This is a genomic window from Pseudomonas orientalis, assembly GCF_002934065.1.
Lineage (GTDB): Bacteria > Pseudomonadota > Gammaproteobacteria > Pseudomonadales > Pseudomonadaceae > Aquipseudomonas > Aquipseudomonas orientalis_A.
Genome location: NZ_CP018049.1, coordinates 5,845,007 through 5,865,449, shown reverse-complemented (window position 1 = coordinate 5,865,449; position 20,443 = coordinate 5,845,007). Strand labels below are relative to the sequence as shown.

The 20,443-nt window shown below is 62.4% G+C and carries 14 protein-coding genes; 3 read left to right on the top strand and 11 right to left on the bottom strand.

The window, feature by feature from the left end:
- From BOP93_RS26650 to tssA, 11 genes are all read right to left on the bottom strand, one after another.
- The gene (locus tag BOP93_RS26650) at window positions 1-4,386 is read right to left on the bottom strand and encodes an RHS repeat-associated core domain-containing protein (RefSeq protein WP_104505160.1); all 4,386 of its coding nucleotides are present in this window, start codon (window positions 4,384-4,386) and stop codon (window positions 1-3) included.
- A gap of 12 nt (window positions 4,387-4,398) precedes the next feature.
- The gene (locus BOP93_RS26645; protein WP_104505159.1) at window positions 4,399-4,833 is read right to left on the bottom strand and encodes a DcrB-related protein; all 435 of its coding nucleotides are present in this window, start codon (window positions 4,831-4,833) and stop codon (window positions 4,399-4,401) included.
- A gap of 15 nt (window positions 4,834-4,848) precedes the next feature.
- Window positions 4,849-6,789, bottom strand: a complete 1,941-nt coding sequence (locus tag BOP93_RS26640) for a type VI secretion system Vgr family protein (RefSeq protein WP_104505158.1) — start codon at window positions 6,787-6,789, stop codon at window positions 4,849-4,851.
- A 152-nt stretch (window positions 6,790-6,941) separates the two neighbouring features.
- Complete coding sequence (tssH, locus tag BOP93_RS26635) at window positions 6,942-9,593, bottom strand: type VI secretion system ATPase TssH (protein WP_065883766.1); 2,652 nt, start codon at window positions 9,591-9,593, stop codon at window positions 6,942-6,944.
- Window positions 9,586-10,629, bottom strand: coding sequence for a type VI secretion system baseplate subunit TssG (gene tssG / locus BOP93_RS26630; RefSeq protein WP_065883763.1), 1,044 nt, complete (start codon window positions 10,627-10,629; stop codon window positions 9,586-9,588). The genes tssH and tssG overlap by 8 nt, the downstream gene beginning before the upstream one ends.
- The gene (gene tssF / locus BOP93_RS26625; protein WP_065933705.1) at window positions 10,593-12,452 is read right to left on the bottom strand and encodes a type VI secretion system baseplate subunit TssF; all 1,860 of its coding nucleotides are present in this window, start codon (window positions 12,450-12,452) and stop codon (window positions 10,593-10,595) included. The genes tssG and tssF overlap by 37 nt, the downstream gene beginning before the upstream one ends.
- Window positions 12,449-12,964: a type VI secretion system baseplate subunit TssE gene (gene tssE, locus BOP93_RS26620; protein WP_042945974.1), complete on the bottom strand. Its 516-nt coding sequence runs from the start codon at window positions 12,962-12,964 to the stop codon at window positions 12,449-12,451. The genes tssF and tssE overlap by 4 nt, the downstream gene beginning before the upstream one ends.
- Window positions 12,965-13,042: 78 nt before the next feature.
- On the bottom strand, window positions 13,043-13,531 hold the full coding sequence (locus tag BOP93_RS26615; RefSeq protein WP_005792512.1) for an Hcp family type VI secretion system effector: 489 nt from the start codon (window positions 13,529-13,531) through the stop codon (window positions 13,043-13,045).
- 189 nt (window positions 13,532-13,720) lie between these two features.
- Window positions 13,721-15,217, bottom strand: coding sequence for a type VI secretion system contractile sheath large subunit (gene tssC / locus BOP93_RS26610; RefSeq protein ID WP_104505157.1), 1,497 nt, complete (start codon window positions 15,215-15,217; stop codon window positions 13,721-13,723).
- Window positions 15,218-15,219: 2 nt separating this feature from the next.
- The gene (tssB, locus tag BOP93_RS26605; RefSeq protein WP_003195557.1) at window positions 15,220-15,726 is read right to left on the bottom strand and encodes a type VI secretion system contractile sheath small subunit; all 507 of its coding nucleotides are present in this window, start codon (window positions 15,724-15,726) and stop codon (window positions 15,220-15,222) included.
- Between the two features lie 55 nt (window positions 15,727-15,781).
- Window positions 15,782-16,801 carry a type VI secretion system protein TssA gene (gene tssA / locus BOP93_RS26600; RefSeq protein ID WP_104505156.1) on the bottom strand — a complete coding sequence of 340 codons (1,020 nt, stop codon included), beginning with the start codon at window positions 16,799-16,801 and terminating at the stop codon, window positions 15,782-15,784.
- Between the two features lie 392 nt (window positions 16,802-17,193).
- On the opposite strand from tssA, the gene tagH reads away from it, so the two are divergent.
- Genes tagH through tssK form a run of 3 tightly spaced genes read left to right on the top strand, consistent with a single transcriptional unit; the run spans window position 17,194 to window position 20,441 of the window.
- A complete protein-coding gene (gene tagH, locus BOP93_RS26595) occupies window positions 17,194-18,522 on the top strand; it encodes a type VI secretion system-associated FHA domain protein TagH (RefSeq protein WP_104505155.1) in 1,329 nt (442 codons plus the stop codon).
- 56 nt (window positions 18,523-18,578) lie between these two features.
- Complete coding sequence (gene tssJ / locus BOP93_RS26590; RefSeq protein WP_065934110.1) at window positions 18,579-19,088, top strand: type VI secretion system lipoprotein TssJ; 510 nt, start codon at window positions 18,579-18,581, stop codon at window positions 19,086-19,088.
- Between the two features lie 18 nt (window positions 19,089-19,106).
- Window positions 19,107-20,441, top strand: a complete 1,335-nt coding sequence (gene tssK, locus BOP93_RS26585; protein WP_065893988.1) for a type VI secretion system baseplate subunit TssK — start codon at window positions 19,107-19,109, stop codon at window positions 20,439-20,441.
- Window positions 20,442-20,443: the final 2 nt, after the last annotated feature.

Sequence of the window (20,443 nt, the reverse complement as noted above, 5' to 3'; positions counted from 1 at the left end):
TTATTTCCCGCAGCGACCTGCTTGAGTTGAGTTTTTATTCAACCGAGTACGCCCATTGCGTAATCCCGACCTTTCAGAGCTGACAACCTCCCTCACTGCCTGCGCGTACTGGGCTTTTTTCCATTTTCCAGCCTTGCCCGCGAGGGATATTTCATTGAGTTGTGCCCGAACAGCTTTGTTGTAACCCGGATGTGAGCCTTTGTGAATAGTGCGATATTTGTGCTTGCCCTCTTCACTAGGCAAGTAAATGATGTTGGAAGTTTTGTGTATGTCGAATCCAGCCTTCTTCAGAGCAGGGTGATCAGCCAGCGATTGAGGAATAATATGGTGTTTCTGGAATCCATCGATTCCAGGCATATTTTTATAGTTCCAGTTAAACAGGCCCCATGGATCAACCCATGTAATTGGATTTGGCGCATATTGGTACAGGTTTATGCCGCCCAGAAAACTGATCGGATCTGGAGTCGTGAATCTCCCTATTTCGGGGTCGTAGAACCTGAGAGTGTTGTAGTGTAGCCCCGTCTCCCGATCCAGGTACTGCCCCTGGAACCGCAGGTTCTGCTCCTCGATGTAATAAGGCTCCCGCACCTCTTCCAGCGTGTTGCCCCACACCCGATAAGTCGCCTGCCAGACGCTGTGCCCATCGGCCTCGGTCAGTTGTTCCGGCAACCCGTTCAGGTCGTTGTGGTAGTAGCGAATCTTCTGTAGCGGGCCAAGGCCGTCGACGCGGGCCAGCGGTTCGTAGCCGTCATCATCGTAAACATAGAGGCTGGTCTGGCTGTATTTATGCTCCTGCAATAACCGCAGTCCATCCCACACAAACTGCGTTTCTCCCAGCGGATACCCGTCACTGCCATGCTCGGTTTTTTCGATGCGTCGGCCCAGCGGGTCGTAGGTCATTCGCACGACGGTGCCGTCATCGTTACGCACTTCAACCAAACGGCTTTCAGCATCGTAGGTAAACCGCTGCACGCCCCGCTTGGCGCTGCGCTTTTCAATCATCCGTCCAAACGCGTCATAGCGATAACGCTTGTCCTGATACGTCAGCAGCTTGTTATGCACCACCAACCCGGCACCCGCCTGCGGGCCGTCGAGCAGGTTGGCGGCGGCGTCATAGGCAAAGGTTTCGCGCTGGCCGTGCAGGCTATCCTGGCTGGCGATGATGCGGCCGGTGGCGTCGTAGTGCAGTAATTGGCGGTGTTGCGCGGTGGGTTGCTGGTCGAGTTTGCCGATCAGGTTGTCGGCGGGGTCGTACTCGAACTGCTTTTGCGCGGCTGCGGGCATCAACGATGGTTGGCTGGCAAGGCGGCGTTGGCGGGAGCGCAGGCGGCCGCTGCGGTCGTATTCGCTGCGGGTGCTGAGCTGGCCTTGGGTGCGCAGGACTTCGCGGTGCAGGCGGTCGCGTTCGAAATCGCTGATCACCTGGCCGTCGAGGTTAATCTGGTGCAGGTGGCCGCTGCCGTAATACAGGCGATTGAGCCAGCGGCCGTCGGGCAGTTGGGTCTGGATGAGGTTGCCGAGTTCATCGTAGTGGTGTTTCAGGGTACCGGCCGCGCTCCGTTCGACAAGCAACTGGCCAAGAGCGTCGTAGGCGAAGCCCAGGGCCTGGGTATTGCCTTGCAGATCGGTGAAAGTGACCGCCGTGAGCTGGTCCACCGCATCGTAGCTGTACTCGGTGCGGCCATCGTCGGTGACTTTCGCCACCAGCCGGCCGACAGAATCACGCTCCAGCCGGTGAACAATGGGGGCGGGTGGTGCCTCGGGGACTACCGCCAGGCCATTGCCGAAAGGCGCCGCAATGGCGGTTACCGTGGTGATGTTGTCCAGCAGGTCGTAGTCGTAGCGCTTGGCGCTGCCGTCCAGGTCCTGCTGCTCGGCCAGGCGGTCGGCGGCGTCCCAGGCAAACCGATAGCGCTCACCGTTCTCGTTGATCAGTGCTTGCAGGCGCCCGTAGCTGTCGTAGCCGAACTTCACCTGCCGGCCATGGGCGTCGGTGCGCTGGCTGACCTGGCCGCGGCGGTTGTGCTGGTAGAGCGTGGTGTGCCCGGCCGGGTCGGTATACCCCAGCAGTTGACCACTGATGTCGCGCTGGTACTGCTCGATACGGCCATCCGGCAATTGAGTGCTTAGCAAGCGCCCCTGAGCGTCGTAGCTGAATTGCGTGCGCTCACCCAGTGCATCGGTGATGACTTGCAGATAACCGCGCTCGTCGTAGCTGAAACGCGTCGGGTAACCCGAACAATCGATGTGCTCGACCAATTGCCCGAACGGGTTCCAGCGCAGTTTCTTGCTTTTGCCGGTCGCGTCGATGATCTCCACGATCTGGCCATGGGCGTCATAGCGGTACCGGGTGACGTAGCCCAGCGGATCTGTTTCGGCGATGCAGTTGCCGCGCTGATCGTAGCGATACTGCCAGCTGTTGTCGGCGGCGTCGGTCTCTACCAGCGGCAGTGCCCAATGCTCCAGCCACAAGGTCGAATCGCTGCGGCCCAGTGGGTCGGTTTCGCCGATCAGGTTGCCGGACTCGTCGTAGCTGTACTCGTAGCGCCCACCCTGCGGGTCGGTGGCGCTGAGCAATTGGCGCTCCTCGTTCCATTCGAACAGCCAGGTCTGGCCGAGATTGTCGCTGTAGCGAATGATCTGGTGCTGCGTATTCCAGTGCCGGGTGCTGACGCGCTGCAATCCATCGGTGATGCGGGTAAGGCCGGCGTTCAAGTCATAGTCGAATTGATACGCGTCGCCTTCATCCGTCCAGTGCCGCACCACGCGCCACTCCAGGCCTTCAACCAAAGCCCACTCATAGAAACAACGCAACCCGGTCGGCAACTGATGCTCCACCATGCGCCGGTCGCTGTCGTAGGCGAAGCGCCGCCGCACCTGCCCGGTGGCATCACGCACCTCGGCCAGATTGCCGGCGGTGTCGTAGCCATACCCAACAAGCGCCTCACGGCGTTGATCGGGATACACCCGTTCGATGCGACTGACCTGTTCGCCGTCGCGAATCAGCTCAACCTGCACCAGGTCGAAGGTATCGCGCAGCCGTACCAGGCGTCCGGCCTCGTCATAATCAATATGGATGCGGTTGTCGTTGCGGTCCCCCAACTGAGTCAGGCGCAGTCGTGACGGGTGCGTCGTAAGTTCAAAAAGACGGTACAGGCCATCATCGCTCTCAATCAGCAACTGCCCATTGAGGTGCCGCCGCACAGCGAGCCCTTCACCGGCGCTGAACACCGCGCCGCCCAAGGGAATCGAGCCCATGTCGATAGGGCGCCCTTGCTCGTCGGTGTATACAAGCGTCTCGCCGCCGTCGGGATGAGGCCGGATTTCGACGCAGACCTCATACGGCACGCTCCAGCCCGCGCCAAACAGACTGCCGGTGCGTTCGTCGCGGCTGTTATAGAAACGTTGCCAGTCAATCGGCAAGATGCCGGGCAGCACGAAGTCCAGCTCATCGACATCGCCCAATACCTTCGCACCCGTCGCCGCATGCACCGGATTCGACGAGCCCATGGCAGCATTCGCCATCGCTCCCATCGCACTGCTGACGGCCATCGAAGTGGCACCGCCGATCAGCATGCAGGGCAACTTGCTGAAGAACTTGCCCTTGCCACCCTTGAGCATCAGTAATGCCGTCACCGCCAGCCCCACGCCCGGCGTCTTGCCGCTGCGAATCTCGCGCACCACCACCGAACCACCGCCAATGGTCACGTTCGATGAGATCAACCCGGACGAAACCACGGTCGCATCACAGGTGGTGCGGTCACCGCTGCGAACCGCCGGTTGGCCGTTGATCGTGACCTTGTCCGAACCTTCGGCCAGGAACTGCGGCGGCATCGGCGGGTGTTTCATGCACACGACCAGGTCCAGCGGCTTGGGCACGGCACCTGGCGCAGGCGTGGCGACGGTCGGACGCCACATCTGCGAGAAGAAGCTCTCAGCCATGTCCAGGTAGCTGGCCTCAGGCGCCGGCGTCGGCTCTTCCAGTTCGGTACCCGCTGGCGCAACGTGAGAGCTGATTGCGCCGGCGGCGCGGGCGGCTGGGATGCTGTTGGTGAGCGTGTTGGTGGAACCGGTGAGAATGTTGGCCTGTACCGTGGGCGGAAACAGCGCATTGCTGAAGCTGTCGCATAAATTCGTCAGGCCTTTGTCTGCGCCCGTCTTGCTCATGGCCAGACCGACAATCGTGCCCACCACTGCGCCCAACAGGAAGCAGCCCAGCCCACCGGTGGCGACGGTAATGCCGGTGGCCGCGACCACTGCGGCAGTTGCTACAGCAGTAATCGCGATATTCGCCGCCACCTCCAGCACACCGCCGAGGATGTCGGCCATCATCGAAGTGTGGGAAAGCGCATCGCCCATCCGGGCCGCCCATAACGCGTCAGACATGCAGGCAGCTCATCAAGAAATAGCGTCGAACGACAGTGAATTTTTTATCAAGGACCAATGCGCCGCCTCGGCGTCACCCAGCGTGTCCGCCTTCACGTAGCTGAGGGCAAGCATCTTGCGCGTGCCTGGAATCACCAGTGCCAATTGATACTGGAACACCTTGTCATTGCCCTTGTTGAACTGGCTGCGCAATTCGATCCCTGCCACTTCTTGAGCCGCGCCCAAACGCACATCGACACCCGGTTGATAACGTAAATCCTGCACCTGTTTTTCCAGGCGCTGGAGTTGGTCATTGAAGTTGCTGTGCAGGGTTTCACCTTCTCCCAGCAAGCTGCGGCTGACGATCAGGGAGGTGCCCAGTTCGGGGAACTTGAGAATGTTGATCGTCGCATCCTGCAATTCGCCGGCAGGCAGTTGAAACTGGAATTCATTGATTCGATACGTCATGGCAAACAGGTCTCGTCAGGAGCTTTTAGGCGTGGGGAACGCGGCTTTGATATTGGCGTCGATGCTGGCTTTCACGCCCTGGCCATCCGGGGTGGCGCCCGCGCCGCCACCATTGTTCAGGTGCAGCAGGCCGCCGGTATTGAACTCGGCATCACCGCTGGCGTAGAAGCTGATTTGCACGCCGGTGAGGTTGATCTGCCCGCTGGCATTCAACTCCAGAATGCTTTCGCCACAGACCAAGCGCAGGTTTTCGCCCACTTCAATGACATAGCTCTGGCTGATGCTGTCGGTCTTGCGCTGGCCCACCGAGAGGATGTCTTCCTGCTTGACGATGCGCAGACGGTTATTGCCGATGGTTACTGTCTCGTTGTGGCCAATACTCTTATTCCGGTCATGCCCCACCGAATGACTCTCATCCACCTCCACCACGATGTCCTGGTTACGCTCGGCATGGATGTACAACTGCTCCACCCCCTTCTTGTCCTCCATGCGGATTTCATTGAAGTTGGCCGGCGTGCCGCCTTTGCTGGATCGACTTTTCATGCCGCTCTGGGTGGCGTTTTCCGGCAGGTCGTAAGGCACGGTCTGCTCGGCGTTGTACACCCGCCCGGTGATGATCGGTCGGTCGGGGTCGCCTTCGAGGAAGCTGACGATCACTTCCTGGCCGATCCTTGGAATCTGCATCGAGCCCCAGTTCTTGCCGGCCCAGGACTGCGACACGCGAATCCAGCATGAGCTGTTTTCGTTGGATTGATCGTGACGGTCCCAGTAGAAGTGCACCTTCACGCGGCCGTATTGGTCGGTCCAGATCTCCTCGCCTTTTGGGCCGACCACCAGCGCCGTTTGCGGGCCTTTGACCACGGGCCGATGGGTGGCGGGCAGGGTGCGGTAGCTCTGTTGCGCGGGGATGCAGGTCAGGCTGCTTTCGAACTGCGCCGAGCCCGAACCGCTGCCAGTTTCCAGGCTTTCCTGCACGATGTCGTAGCGGCAGCCGACGATCAGGTATTCGCGGTTCTGGTCCTGGCGGCTGAAGCCGGTGAGGCTGAACAAATGGCCCGAACCCAGGCCGCGGGCATTGCCGGCGAACTCGATCTGTTCGTGCAGGGTTTGCAGGGCTTCGATGCGGGTGCGCGCGTAGTGTTCGCCGTCGGCGCTCTGCACGTAGGTGCCGGGATAGTCATACAGCGGGTAGTCGCCGGCGGTGTGGGGACGCGGCATGGCCGAGCGCACGTCGATGCTCGCGCTGGGCCGCTGGAAGTCATAGTCGTTGAGCTCCAGCGAGCCGGGCTGCACCTCCTGCGCCAGGTGCCAGTTATGCATGTGGTCGCGTTCGCGCTGCTGCTCGTCCTTGGGGTAATACGGAATCGAGGCGTAGCCGGGCACCGTGGTGTGGGCGCCATAGGCGTCGGCCAGTACCAGCACATGACGGTCCTGCTCGTGACGGAAGAAGTAGTAGATGCCTTCCTGTTCCATCAAGCGGCTGACGAAATCCAGGCTGGTCTCGCGGTACTGCACGCAGTATTCCCACTCGCGGTACGGCCGGCTCAGGGCGTCTTCGAAGTCGGAAAAGCCCAGGTCGCGGAACACCTGCTTGATGATCTGCGGGATGCTCAGGTTCTGGAAAATCCGGCAATCGGAGGTGCGGCTGAGCAGCCACAGCCATGGGCGCAGCGTCACCTGGTAGCTGGCGAACTGGCCTTTGTCGATGTTCTGGCTGCAGCGCGCGACGATGCCGTGGAAGTGCCGTTCGCCACCGTCGGCCAGTTGCAGGCCCACACTCATCGGCTTGCCCAGCAACTGGTTGAGGTCGATGTTGGCGTCCAGGGACGTCAGTTGCAGCTCGTAGTTGAACAGCCGTCCCAACTCTTCGCCGCCGCCCATTTCATTGAGCAACAGCACATCCGGCCCGAGGGGGCTGGTGATCTGGGCCAGGCGTGAGGCTTGGTTGAATAGCATCGGGCGTCTCTTAATGACTAAATAACTGAAGAAACCGCATTCAAATGTGGGAGGGGGCTTGCCCCCGATAGCGGTGTGTCAGTTGATGCATCAGGTGACTGATTCGCCGCCATCGGGGGCAAGCCCCCTCCCACAGTTTTAACCGCATTCCGTCAGCCAAACTGGTAGTGCAGCTCATTATCCCGACTGCTGATCCGCACCCCCGCCAGCGCCTTGCCTTCGAGCATGCGCGTGAGGAATTCACGGCTCATGTCCGGCAGCAGGCTGTTGGTGAGGAGGGTGTCGATCATGCGCCCGCCGCTTTCGGTTTCGGTGCAGCGCGAGACGATCAGGTCGACCACCGCGTCGTCGTAATCGAAGGCGACCTTGTGGGTGTTTTCCACGCGCTTTTTGATGCGGTTCAGTTGCAGGCGAGTGATGGCCTTGAGCATCTCGTCGCTCAGCGGGTAATACGGAATCGTCACCAGACGGCCGAGCAATGCCGGCGGGAAAATTTCCAGCAGCGGCTGGCGCAGGGCCTTGGCGATTTCCTCGGGCGCGGGGATGTTTGCCGGGTCCTTGCAGACACGGGAAATCAGCTCGGTACCGGCGTTGGTGGTCAGCAGGATCAACGTGTTCTTGAAGTCGATCACCCGGCCTTCGCCGTCTTCCATCACGCCCTTGTCGAACACCTGGAAGAAGATTTCATGCACGTCCGGGTGGGCTTTTTCCACCTCGTCCAGCAGCACCACGCTGTACGGTTTGCGCCGCACCGCTTCGGTCAGCACACCGCCTTCGCCGTAGCCGATATAACCCGGTGGCGCGCCCTTGAGGGTCGACACCGTGTGAGCTTCCTGGAACTCGCTCATGTTGATGGTAATCACGTTCTGCTCGCCGCCGTACATGGCTTCGGCCAGGGCCAGGGCGGTTTCGGTCTTGCCCACGCCCGAGGTGCCGGCGAGCATGAACACACCAATCGGCTTGCTCGGGTTATCGAGGCCGGCGCGGGAGGTCTGGATGCGCTTGGCGATCATCTGCAGGGCGTGGTCCTGGCCGATGATGCGTTTCTTCAGGTGCTGGTCGAGGTTGAGCACCGTCTCCAGTTCATTGCGTGCCATGCGGCCCACCGGGATGCCGGTCCAGTCGGCGACCACCGAGGCCACGGCCTGGTAATCCACGGTCGGCAGGATCAGCGGGGTTTCGCCTTGCAGTGCGCTGAGGCGCTGCTGCAGGTCGACCAGTTGCTCGCGCAAGGCGTCGTCGCCACTGTCTACGGCGCCGGCTTTCTCGCGCAACGTCGCGCGGGTAGCGAGCAGTTCGTCCACCAGGGTTTTCTCTTCCGCCCAGCGGCTTTCCAGCGTGGCGAGGCGCTCACGTTCAGCGCTCAGCAGCGCTTCGCTGTTGGTCTGGCGCGCACCAATCGCAATACCGATCGCATGCTCGCGGGCGATGATTTGCAGCTCGGTTTCCAGCGCCTCGATACGGCGGCGGCTGTCGTCCACTTCGGCCGGCACGGCATGCAGGCTGATGGCGACGCGGGCGCAGGCGGTGTCCAGCAGGCTCACGGATTTGTCCGGCAACTGGCGCGCCGGAATATAGCGGTGGGACAGCTTGACCGAGGCTTCCAGGGCTTCATCGAGGATCTGCACCTGGTGGTGTTTCTCCATGGTCGAGGCCACGCCGCGCATCATCAGCAGTGCCTTGTCTTCCGAAGGCTCGGCGACCTGCACCACCTGGAAGCGGCGGGTCAGGGCCGGGTCTTTTTCGATGTGCTTCTTGTACTCGGCCCAGGTCGTGGCGGCCACGGTACGCAAGGTGCCCCGGGCCAGCGCAGGCTTGAGCAGGTTGGCCGCGTCGCCCGTGCCGGCGGCGCCACCGGCACCGACCAGGGTGTGGGCTTCGTCGATAAACAGAATGATCGGCTTGGGCGAGGCCTGCACGTCTTCGATGACCTGGCGCAGACGCTGTTCGAACTCGCCTTTCATGCTGGCGCCGGCTTGCAGCAGGCCCACGTCGAGGCTGCGCAGTTCCACGTCCTTGAGCGCGGGTGGTACATCGCCGGCGACGATGCGCAGGGCGAAACCTTCGACCACGGCGGTCTTGCCCACCCCGGCTTCACCGGTGAGGATCGGGTTGTTCTGGCGGCGCCGCATGAGGATGTCCACCAGTTGGCGAATCTCTTCATCGCGGCCCACGATGGGGTCAAGCTTGCCGCTGCGGGCCTGTTCGGTCAGGTCGACGGTAAAGCGCTTGAGCGCCTCCTGCTTGCCCATCGCGCTGGGGGCCATGGCGCCGCTGGCTTCGCCTGGCACGCCGGCATTGAAGCCGTCGCTGGCGCTCAGGGCATTTTCCGGCGAGTCGCCGACGTACTCGTCAAAGCGCTCGCTCAGGGCTTCGGGCTTGATCTTGTCGAACTCGGCAGACAAGCCCAGCAGCGCATGGCGCAGGCTCGGCGTTTTCAGAATGCCCAGCACCAGGTAACCGGTGCGCACCTGGCTTTCGCCAAACATCAGGCTGCCATACACCCAACCGCGTTCCACCGCTTCCTCCACATGGGACGACAGGTCGGTGATCGAGGTCGAGCCGCGCGGCAGGCGGTCCAGGGCCTCGGTGAGGTCACGGGCCACGCGTGCCGGTTCCAGGTTGAACTGGCGGATGATGCGGTGCAGGTCCGAGTCCTGCAGTTGCAGCAACTGATGAAACCAGTGGGCCAGTTCCACATACGGGTTGCCCCGCAGTTTGCAGAACACGGTGGCGGCTTCGATGGCCTTGTAGGCCACGCTGTTGAGTTTGCCGAACAGTGCGGCGCGACTGATTTCACCCATGCTCTGGATTCCTTGAGGTGGTGGCGTGGTCGGCGTAATGCCGGGCCAGGATTAGGTCGTTGGCGTCATGCGCAGGTTGGCCGAGCCAGGTATTGAAACCCAGGCGAAACTGGCCGTTGAGCTGCAGCGCCGGGACTTCAGGTTGTTGCAAAACCAGGTTCAAGTCCCAGTCCAGTTCATGGCCCAGGTACTCGGCCACCCAGGCCACCAGTTCGTTGAACGGCGGATGGCCGGGCAGCATGCCCATGTAGTCGTCGAGCTTGAGCGGGCCGAGGCGAATACGGAATTTGTGCTGGCGGTCCCACACGTGGCTGCCGAGGCAGAAATCCACGCCCAGCCGGTTGGCGCTCACGCCGACGCGGCTGCGTTCGGGCAATTCCAGCCATTGGCCAACGTACTCCTCGATCGCGACCGGCAGGCCGAAGTACTCGCTGAGGATGGCCTTCAAGCCATCCGGGTAGCGGGTTTGCGCCGACAGATGGCCGCTGTAATGCAGCTTTGCGGTATCGGGGATGAGCCCTTGATTGAGCAGGCTCGGCATCCCGCGGCCACTCAGGGCGGCGAGGCGCGCGGACCAGTAGTCATCGTCCGGTCGGTCATGGCTGACCGTCGGCCGTGCTTCGGCCCAGGCCCGGTAGAACAAGGTCAGCAAGCGATGGTGGAACACATCCAGGAACTGCTTGCTGGTGCTGTCGGCGTTGTTGCGCTGGCGCTCGCGCACGTATTCGGTGATATGCAGCGGCAACGGGCCGTTGGGGCCGCCGAGGCCGAAGAAGAATTGCTCCAGCCGCGCCGGCTTGCCGTCGCCGCCGGGGTCGACCGACGCCAGGGTGGCCGGGGCGAAGGTGCAGTCTGCCTGTTGCCCCAGGCGCAGCGGGTCATCGGCCAGGCGCAGGGAATGGCCCAGGCGCGGCAGGTCCGGCGATTCGCACTCGATACGCCGCAGCGCCTGGAAGAAGTCATATTCCCAGGGCTCCTGGTGCATCGCGTCCAGGGTACTCACAGGGTCGGACGCCGTCCGGGCTTGGCTTTCCATCGCATGATCTCGCCGCGTTCGGTGGTACGGATCACCGTCTCGGTAAAGCTGTTGATCGACACGTAGCGTGCCAGGAAGCGTTCCAGCACCGCACCGAGCAGAAACACCCCGGTGCCGCGAAACGCGTTTTCATCGAATTCCAGGGTGATTTCCAGGCCACGGCCAAACACGATCGGGCCGGGCATCGGCAGGCGTCGGGTCACGGCTTTGCTGCTGACTTCACGCAAGCCTTCAATCTGCAATTGCAGCGCGGCGTCGTTGCTGTCGCCATACAGGCGCAGCAGTTCGCGCAAGGCGCCGGCACCCTGGCCCTGTTCGCTCAAGGAGAGGTAATTGAGCGATAGCTGGCTGATCAGGCGCCACGCCTTGGCATCGTGGGCATGGCTGGCGCGCGGGCGGCTGGGGCCTGCGACGCAGCGCACAGAGAGCACCGGGGCACTGTCGGCCAGGGTGAAATCGGTCTTGCCGTTGCCCACGCTCATGAACAACGGCAAGTCACGATTGGTGCACAGCGCCGTCACGCCGAGCTGGCGCAGGTCATGCCGATACGGCGCCTGGCGGCTGTCCACCAGGCTGACGAAGGTTTCGCTGCCCACATAGGTGGAGCGCGGGCCGTTGCGCCGCTGGTCGCTGGACAGCACGCGCGGTTCACGGCGTACCGTGTAATAGGCCTGGTCGCGCCCATAGCGGGAGGGATCGCGCACGGCGTAAAACGGCAAGAACGGCTGCTCCGGTCCGGTGCCGTGACCGGTGATGCCGCTCAGGGAGTGAATCTCGAAATCCATCGGCCGTGTACGGTCGGCGATCACATGGTGTTCGTTGACCCGATCCGACAAGTGAATTCGGTCCACGCGCTTGGGGAACAGGTTGATCGCCGGCGTGCAGAACGGCAGGAACTGCGCCGCGCCGACGCTGCCTTCCAGGCTGGGTTCGTGACGGTCGAACAGCACGATCAGCTCCAGCTCCTGGCCGTCGCAACGCTTGACGGCACGGCTCAGTTCGGCGAATTCGACGAACAGGAATCGATGGGGCAGGGCGAAGTATTCCTGCAATAACCGATAGCCCTGGAACGCCCGCGCCACCACCGGCATGGCCGCGTCGGCATCGTCGAAACCGCGTGAACGCAAGGCATCCTGAGGCAGGCGCTCAACCCAATCGCCACCGGGCTTGCGCGCGAACACCGCGCAGGCGTTGCCCAGCAGTTGTTCGTAGAGGCGAAACGGCTGCTCATCGGCACCGCTGAGGTACAGCGGCAGGTTATCCAGATCGAGGCTGTTGAACGGCAATTCGGCGCCGGTGCGCAGGGTCAGGCGCAGGCCGGCCTTGGCTTTCGGTTCGCTGGCGGCCAGGCGGCCGAGCACGGCGGACGGGTTGCCGAAGTACTCGGCATTGCTGACCTGCAGCGGCCACAGCGTCACCGGGTGCGCGGTGCGGTACTCGCAGCAGGTCTGGGTTTCGCGGCCCAGGGCGGCGCGCAGTACGGTGTCGCGGGGCAGCGGGAAGCCGCCGGCGAGGGAGCCTTCGTCGGGGTCGGTCTGCAATTGCACCACGGTCATCGACGGCGTCGGTGCCAGGTAGTGCGGGTAGGCGATTTCCAGCAGGTTGTGGGTGAAGGTCGGGTACTCGGCGTCGAGCTTGAGCTGCACGCGGGCCGTGAGGTAGGCAAAGCCTTCGAGCAAGCGTTCGACGTACGGGTCGGCGCAGTCCATGCCGGACAGGGTCAGCCGACTGGCGATCTTCGGGTATTCCTTGGCGAACTCGGCGGCGCTTTCGCGCACGTGGTGCAGTTCCTGGTTGTACAGCTCCAGCAGGCGCGGGTTCATGGGCGTCTCCGCTGGTCGGCATTGACCACGCGCACATGCCCGGATTCCAGGTCCAGGTCGGTTTGCAGCAACAGGCGCAACGGCACCGGCTGGGCCCACAGGTCGCCTTCGATTTCGAAACTCAGGGCGTTGTGGTTCATTTCGCCCTGGCCGACACGGGCTTTGACTCGCAGCGTGTGGCGCAGGATGCGCGGCTCGAAGGTGGCAATGGCCTGGTAGATCAGGGCTTCCAGGGCCTTGATATCGACACTGGAAACGCTGTTGCCCGCCAGTGCCGGCAGGCCGTAATTGACCACCGAGGTACCGGCCGGAGTGTGCAGCGTGGCATCGGCATCGAGCAACGACGTGGTGTTGAGCAACCACGCCAGGTCGCGCAGTACCGAGGCTTTCAATTGGGTCAGGGACAGCACGCGTTTGTCGGCGCTTTCCTTGGGATTGGTTGGGTCGTCGTCGGTCAGCCGGTCCAGCAGGGACGGTTGCAGACGGTCGCGGGAAGCGATTTCAGTTACCACCAAAGCAGCTCCACGGACGGGTTGCGGGAGGGACAAAATGTCTGCAGCCGTGGCGCAAGGCCACGGCTGCAGGGGCTATCAGCGCTTGGTGTTGGAACGGATGTTCCAGCCAAACTTGATCGCGCCGCCGTCTTTGGTGCCGTCGGCTTTCTGCGGCTGGTAGTCGACCATCACCTGGGCGAAGTTCAGGGTGACGTTTTCGGTCAGGCGGTCATCGGTGCCCGAACCGCCGGTGCTCAGCGAGGTGACCAGCACTTCTTCCAGGTTGATCACCATGTACTCGACCTGGCTTTCGCCACCGGCCTTGCGCACGGTCAGTTTGACCTTGTCGATGTGCTTGCCGCTGGCGCAGTGCATCATCAGGTTCGGCGACGCTTTGTCGACGTATTTGGTCAGCGACAGGTCCTGGATATTCACCTTGCCCGCGCCACCGCCACCGCCCACATGCATGTTGCCGGACTGGGCCATGCCCCAGCTCCAGTTCAGCACGTCGATTTCGTCCTTGTGGGCCTTGTCCATGGACTCGCCCTTGATGTCGCCGATCTTGATGAAAATATCAACAGCCATGTTTTCTCCCTGTGTGGACTCAGCCACTGTATTTGGTGATCGTTCCCACGCTCTGCGTGGTAACGCATCCTGTGTTTTTGTGTGGGAGGGGGCTTGCCCCCGATGGAATCGACGCGGTCTGACTGGTAGACCGCGTCGTCTGCATCGGGGGCAAGCCCCCTCCCACAGGAGAGCTAGTTCAACCCAGGTTTAGGCGCTCTTGGCCGAAGGCAGCTTCGATACCAAACGCAACGACACCGTCAGCCCTTCAAGCTGGTAGTGCGGGCGCAGGTAGAACTTGGAGTTGTAATACCCCGGGTTGCCTTCGACTTCTTCCACGATCACTTCGGCAGCCGCCAACGGGTGCTGGGCCTTGGTGGTCTCGGTGGAGTGCGCAGGATCGCCATCGACGTAGTTGAGGATCCAGTCCTGCAACCAGCGCTGCATCTCGTCCTTCTCTTTGAAGGAGCCGACCTTGTCGCGCACGATGCACTTGAGGTAGTGGGCGAAACGGCAGGTGGCGAACAGGTACGGCAGGCGCGCGGCCAGGTTGGCGTTGGCGGTGGCGTCCGGGTCGTCGTACTCGGCCGGTTTCTGCAGCGACTGGGCGCCGATGAACGCGGCGAAGTCGGTGTTTTTCTTGTGCAGCAGCGGCATGAAACCGTTCTTCGCCAGCTCTGCTTCACGGCGGTCGCTGATGGCGATTTCGGTCGGGCACTTCATGTCCACGCCACCGTCATCGGTAGGGAACGTGTGCGCCGGCAGGTTTTCCACTTCGCCGCCGGACTCGATGCCACGGATGCGCGAGCACCAGCCGTAGTGTTTGAACGAGCGGTTGATGTTCACCGCCATCGCGTATGCGGCGTTGGCCCAGGTGTACTTGGAGCTGTCGGCGCCGTCGGTGTTTTCTTCGAAGGCGAAGGCTTCCACCGGGTCAGTTTTGGCGCCATACGGCAGGCGCGCGAGGAAGCGCGGCATGGTCAGGCCGATGTAGCGCGAGTCTTCCGATTCACGCAGCGAACGCCAGCCGGCGTATTCCGGGGTGGTGAAGATTTTGGTCAGGTCGCGCGGGTTCGACAGTTCTTGCCACGAGCCCATGCCCATCACGGTTGGCGACGCGGCAGCGATGAACGGGGAGTGCATGGCGGCGCAGACTTTCGACAGCTCGCCCAGCAGTTCCACATCCGGCGGCGACTGGTCGAAGTAGTAGTCGCCTACCAGGCAGCCGTAAGGTTCACCGCCGAACTGGCCGTATTCTTCTTCGTACATTTTCTTGAAAATCGGGCTCTGGTCCCACGCCGTACCTTTGAATTTCTTCAGGGTCTTGTGCAAGTCCGGCTTGGAGATATTGAGCACGCGAATCTTCAGTTGCTCATCGCTCTCGGTGTTGTTGACCAAGTAGTGCAGGCCACGCCAGGCGCTTTCCAGCTGCTGGAAATCCTGATGGTGGATGATCTGGTTGACCTGGGCCGTGAGCTTGGCGTCGATGGCGGCGATGATCGATTCGATCGATTTGATCGCGTCATTGGACACCAGGTCGGTTTGCGCCAGGGCCTGTTCGGCCAGGGTGCGCACGGCGGTCTCCACGGCTTCGCGGGCGCGCTCGGTCTTGGGCTTGAATTCCTGCATCAACAGCGAGGCGAACTCGCTGGTTTCTTCGGTGGCGCCCAGGTTGGGCGCGCCTTCGCGAACGGTATTGTCAGTCATGCTTACTGCTCCCCTGCAGGCTTGGGCGCACTGGCAAGAGCCTGGAGCAGTGCCGGGTCCTTGATCGCCTTCATGATGATTTCTTCAGCGCCGGTCTTGCCGTCCATGTAGGTCAGCAGGTTGGCCAGCTGGGTGCGGGCTTCGAGCAGCTGGTTCAACGAGTCGACCTTGCGCGCCACGGCGGCAGGGCTGAAGTCGTCCATGCTTTCGAAGGTGATGTCCAGGCTCAGGTTGCCTTCGCCGGTCAGCTCATTGGGTACGTGGAACGCCACGCGTGGCTGCATGGCCTTGAGGCGCGAGTCGAAGTTGTCGACGTCCACTTCAAGGAACTTGCGGTCGGCCACGGGTGCCAGCGGCTCGGCAGGTTTGCCGGCGAGGTCGGCCATCACGCCCATGACGAAGGGCAGCTGGACCTTTTTCTCGGCGCCGTAAAGCTCGACGTCGTACTCGATCTGCACTCGAGGCGCACGGTTGCGCGCGATGAATTTCTGAGAACTTTGCTTCGCCACGTTTGCTGCTCCTGGTCGCTTGAGCGACGGTGTTGTTACTGCACGGTCCGGCGGCCTACTCGCTGTCAGGGCCGCGCAGGTTTTCAAATTGGGACATGCCGTCGGGAATCAGATTGCGCACGATGGCCGCGAAATCGGCATGCACCAGATTCTTCGCTCGGTTCAACAGCACCGGCAGCGGGCTTGAAGGCTCGTGCCGGGTGTAATACGCAAGGATTTTGTCGAGGCTGCGCAGCACATCGTCGCGGCTGGCGATGTCGCCGACCGGACGCGGGGCTGCGGGGGCAGCGGCGTAGGCCAACGAGGGGGCGTTGTCTTCACTGACGGCCTCGGGTTCGCTGCTGCTGGCGGCGCCGGGCACCGCTTGATTGAGCAATTGCAGGGCCTGCTTGAGCGGTTGCTTCAAGGCACTGAGGTCCACGCCCTGAGCGGAACCGACCTGCTCGTTGACCTGTTGTTCGATCGCTTCGCAGGCGGCGCGCGCCGCAATCAGCGCATCGCGGGTGGCCTGCAGTTGCTCCGGATCGCTGTCGAGGAACGCGGCGTTGAGTTGCTGGGCGCCGAGTTGTTCATCGGGGAAGCTTAACAGGCCGCTGGCGTTGAGCGCCGCGCGCAGCGTCACGGGGCCGAAGGTGCGTGAGCGCGTGAGGATGCTTTCACGCAGCAGGCGGATATTGGTGTCGCAGGTCAGGCCGGTGAGAGCGTTTATGCGTACGGTGGGATCGTTATCGTCGTCGGCATCCAGGCGTGGGTGCAGGTCGGCCCAGTAATCGCGCAGCAACGCATCGATCAGCGTCAGCGCTTCGGCCAGGCCGGCCACGCCCTGGAGGGCGAGGGTGCTTTGCAGCAGAAAGTGGGTGATGCGCAGGTCTTTGCTGCGCTGCAACAGGTCGAGGCTCTGTTGCTGGATGCTGCGCCACTCCGGCGGCTCGGCGGGCAGGATCGAATCGCCCATGCTGCGCTCGGGCTGGCCCTTGGCATCACGTTCCAATTGCAGAAATTGCGCGTCATATTCCATGTCTTCGCCACAGGGCGAAGTCGCGGAAACGGCGGTGAGCAGCAACGGCACATCCACTGAATTCGATCTCCCTATCAGCCCGTTAGATGCCGGGCAATGCATGCATTAGTTGCGCGGTGAACTTTGCATGTTTTCTTGGTCATAGTCTCAGCGTGCCACTACCGTGACATCACTGATGTTCAAGAAGTTGTGCATTTTTGGTGTAGTACTTATGCGTTGTCAAGGTAAGCTATTCGCCCTCTGTGACAGATGTGCGGTGTTTAACAACCTGCGCGACTGATGGGTCGAACGGTGCGCCCCGCAGAGGATTTCTGTCATGCAAGCCGGATAAGATCAGCGATCATGCTGGCAAATGCGGATTTAAACGCTCGGTCCGACGACCTGGCGCCGATATTCAGGCAAGCGTAGCCTGATCTCGACCGCGCGCGGTGTATCAGCAAGGAGGCAAGATGTCGCTGTGTTTGACTATCACTAGTTATCACAAGATTACCCCAGGGCAGTGCGCCGAAAAGTCCATGAACCAGGGCTCGATGGCGATCGGCCGCAGTTCGGAAAATGACTGGGTATTGCCCGATCCCGAACGACTTGTCTCCTCGCAACATTGCGTTATTCAGTACAAAGACGGCCGTTACTATTTAACCGACAACAGTACCAACGGTGTGGAGTTGGTCAACGCCGGCATCCGGATGCGCCGTGGTAACAGCGAGCCGCTGCAGGATGGCGAGTTGATTCGCATCGGCGATTACGAAATCCAGGCGCGCATCGATTTCAATGTGCAGGCCGTCGACAGCCAGCCGTTCGCCGGTGATTCGCCGAACAGCTTTGAGGCGTTGATGGGCGCGGTGGCGAGCCCGCCCGCGCCGACTCCGATGATCGCGCCGCAGTTTCATGGCGCTTCGTCGATGGAGACCTTGCCGGACCTGTTCGATTTCCTCAGTCCCACTGCCGTGCCACCGCCCACCGTGGCAGACCACGTGCCCTCCGAGCAACATGACTTCCGTCCGCCGGCGCCGGTTGCCGAATTGCCGGCGGTGCCCGGTGCGGTCATTCCCGAAGACTGGGACCTGCTTGGCGACGCACCCGCGCCGCTCGCCGCTGTTACGCCGCCTACCACGCCGCCCCCTGCGCCGGTGATTGCGCCGCCGCCTGTGGTCGAGCCGGCCGCGCCGCCCGCCGGTGACGCCCAGCCACACGCCGACCTCTTGCAAGCCTTCCTGCGCGGTGCCGGCCTCGATCAGTTGCGTCTGGATCGGGCCGATGCCTGCGCCCAGATGGAAAACATCGGCCGCAGCTACCGGCTGATGGTCGAAGGCCTGATCGACGTGTTGCGTGCCCGCGCCAGCCTCAAGGGCGAATTTCGCATGCAGCAAACCATGATCCGCCCGGCCGAAAACAACCCGTTGAAATTCGCCCCGAATGCCGACGAAGCGTTACTGCTGCTGCTTCGTCACGGCAACCAGGCCTTCATGGCGCCGGACGCTGCCGTGCGTGACAGCTTCGACGACCTGCGCGCGCACCAACTGGCCGTGATGGCGGGTGTGGAAGCGGCGCTCAAGCACTTGCTGCTGCGCTTTGAACCGGCGCAGCTGGAAGAGCGCATGGGCAAGCCCGGCGGCCTCTCAAGTATTTTCAACGGCTCGCGCCAGGCCCAGTACTGGCAGCAATTCACCGAGCTCTACAGCAATATTTCCCGCGAGGCCCAGGAAGATTTCCAGGACCTGTTCGGCCGCGAATTCAGCCGGGCCTACGAAGCGCACAGTGCACGACAGCGACGCTGAACCGCGTCGCAGTAATGGATAAAACGGATAGCTAAACACGTCATTGAGGACGCAGGATGATTCCCAGGTTTTTACTTGCAGCCGCCACCGCGCTGCTGCTGACGGCGTGTGCCAAAGACGCGACCAAACCCGAAACCGCCGCTGAAGCTGAAGCGGACACGGCCGCCGTCGAGCTGCATTTTCACGCGATCGCCGGGCTCAACCCTGGTGCCAGCGGGCAGCCCGCGCCAGTTCGGGTGCGTATTTTCGAGCTGAAAAACGCCGCGACGTTCGCGCGCTCCGACTACTTCGCCCTGGCTGACCGTGCGCAATCCACGCTTGGCCTGGACCTGCTGGACCAGGACGAAGTGGTGATCCAGCCCGGCCAACAACTGAGCATTCAGCGCGACCTTGACCCGGCCACCCGGCAGATCGGCCTGCTGGTGGGCTACCGCGAGCTGGACCGTGCGCAATGGCGCGCCGTTATCAACGTGCCGCCACGCCAATACAGCGAATATCAGATCAGCCTCGATGTGCGTGCCGTGCGCGCCGACGTCGTGGCTACCCCCTCCAGCCCAGCCCAATAACAAGCAATCGGAGCCCCCATGTCCTGGAACAATCGCGTGGTCTGGTCGGAAGGCATGTTCATCGGAACGCAGCACTTCCAGCAGCATGACCGTTACCTGGAAAACCTGATCGACGCCCGCAGCCGCCCTTTGTCCGCGGGTGCCTGGGGTTTTTCCGAGTTGCTGATCGACCAGGGCCTGCTCGCCCAGGGCAAGCTGGCAATCGTGTCGGCCCGTGGCCTGCTGCCTGACGGTACGCCGTTCAATATCCCCCAGGACGATCTGGCGCCGAGTCCGCTGAACATCGACGACAGCCTGCGCGACGGCCTGGTGTACCTGGCCCTGCCGCTCAAGCGTGCCGGTGCGCGTGACACGGTGGATGAAGGCGAGGCGTTGGAAGCCGCGCGTTATGTGAGCCAGGTGCGCGAAGTGCGCGACGATAACGCGCCCTTCGAAAACCGCGCGCCGGTGGCCGTGGGTTCCCGCGCCCTGCGCCTGCTGACCGCCCAGGACGGCATCAGCGACTACGCCGCCATTGGGCTGGTGCGCATCAAGGAAAAGCGCGCCGACCGCGCACTGGTGCTCGACGACACGTACATTCCGCCCGTGCTGGATGTAGCTGCGAGCAAACCGCTGACGGCCTTTCGCAGCGAACTGCTCGGCCTGCTGCACCAGCGTGGCGAAGCCCTGGCTGGCCGCGTGGTTGCGTCGGGTGCCGGTGGCGCTTCGGAGATTGCCGACTTCATGCTGCTGCAATTGGTCAACCGCGCCCAGCCGCTGATCCAGCATGTGAGCCAGTTGAGTCCGTTGCACCCGGAGCGTTTCTTCAGTGAGCTGGTGAGCCTGGCCGGTGAGTTTTCGACATTCTCCACCTCTGGCCGCCGCCCTCAGGAATACCCGCAGTACCAGCACGACGACCTGGCCCTGAGCTTCACCCCGGTCATGGCCGCCCTGCGTGAGGCGCTGTCGATGCTGATCGACAGCAAGGCCACGCCGATTCCGATTGTGGAGAAAGCCTACGGTATCCATGTGGCGATGCTGGCCGACAAGACCCTGCTCGACAGCGCCAGTTTCATCCTCGTGGTACGCGCCGACGTGCCCGGCGAAACCCTGCGCGCGCGCTTCGGCCAGCAGAGCAAAGTCGGCGCGGTGGAGCACATCCGCGACATGGTCAACCTGCAATTGCCGGGCATCGGCCTGCTGCCATTGCCGGTGGCGCCACGCCAATTGCCCTATCACGCGGGCAGCACCTATTACGAGCTGGACCGCGGCAGCGAGCACTGGCAGCAGTTGAGCAATTCCGGCGGTTTCGCCTTCCACATCGCCGGGCAGTTCCCGGGCTTGAACCTGGCCTTCTGGGCGATCCGAGGATAATC

What these genes read in the sequence shown, in the direction of transcription:
- tssF (WP_065933705.1), bottom strand. Translation starts at nt 12,452, where the DNA reads ATGAACCCGCGCCTGCTGGAGCTGTACAACCAGGAACTGCACCACGTG.
- tagH (WP_104505155.1), top strand. Translation starts at nt 17,194, where the DNA reads ATGTCGCTGTGTTTGACTATCACTAGTTATCACAAGATTACCCCAGGG.
- BOP93_RS26640 (WP_104505158.1), bottom strand. Translation starts at nt 6,789, where the DNA reads ATGCTATTCAACCAAGCCTCACGCCTGGCCCAGATCACCAGCCCCCTC.
- tssC (WP_104505157.1), bottom strand. Translation starts at nt 15,217, where the DNA reads ATGACTGACAATACCGTTCGCGAAGGCGCGCCCAACCTGGGCGCCACC.
- tssJ (WP_065934110.1), top strand. Translation starts at nt 18,579, where the DNA reads ATGATTCCCAGGTTTTTACTTGCAGCCGCCACCGCGCTGCTGCTGACG.
- tssG (WP_065883763.1), bottom strand. Translation starts at nt 10,629, where the DNA reads ATGGAAAGCCAAGCCCGGACGGCGTCCGACCCTGTGAGTACCCTGGAC.
- BOP93_RS26650 (WP_104505160.1), bottom strand. Translation starts at nt 4,386, where the DNA reads ATGTCTGACGCGTTATGGGCGGCCCGGATGGGCGATGCGCTTTCCCAC.
- tssH (WP_065883766.1), bottom strand. Translation starts at nt 9,593, where the DNA reads ATGGGTGAAATCAGTCGCGCCGCACTGTTCGGCAAACTCAACAGCGTG.
- tssK (WP_065893988.1), top strand. Translation starts at nt 19,107, where the DNA reads ATGTCCTGGAACAATCGCGTGGTCTGGTCGGAAGGCATGTTCATCGGA.
- BOP93_RS26645 (WP_104505159.1), bottom strand. Translation starts at nt 4,833, where the DNA reads ATGACGTATCGAATCAATGAATTCCAGTTTCAACTGCCTGCCGGCGAA.
- BOP93_RS26615 (WP_005792512.1), bottom strand. Translation starts at nt 13,531, where the DNA reads ATGGCTGTTGATATTTTCATCAAGATCGGCGACATCAAGGGCGAGTCC.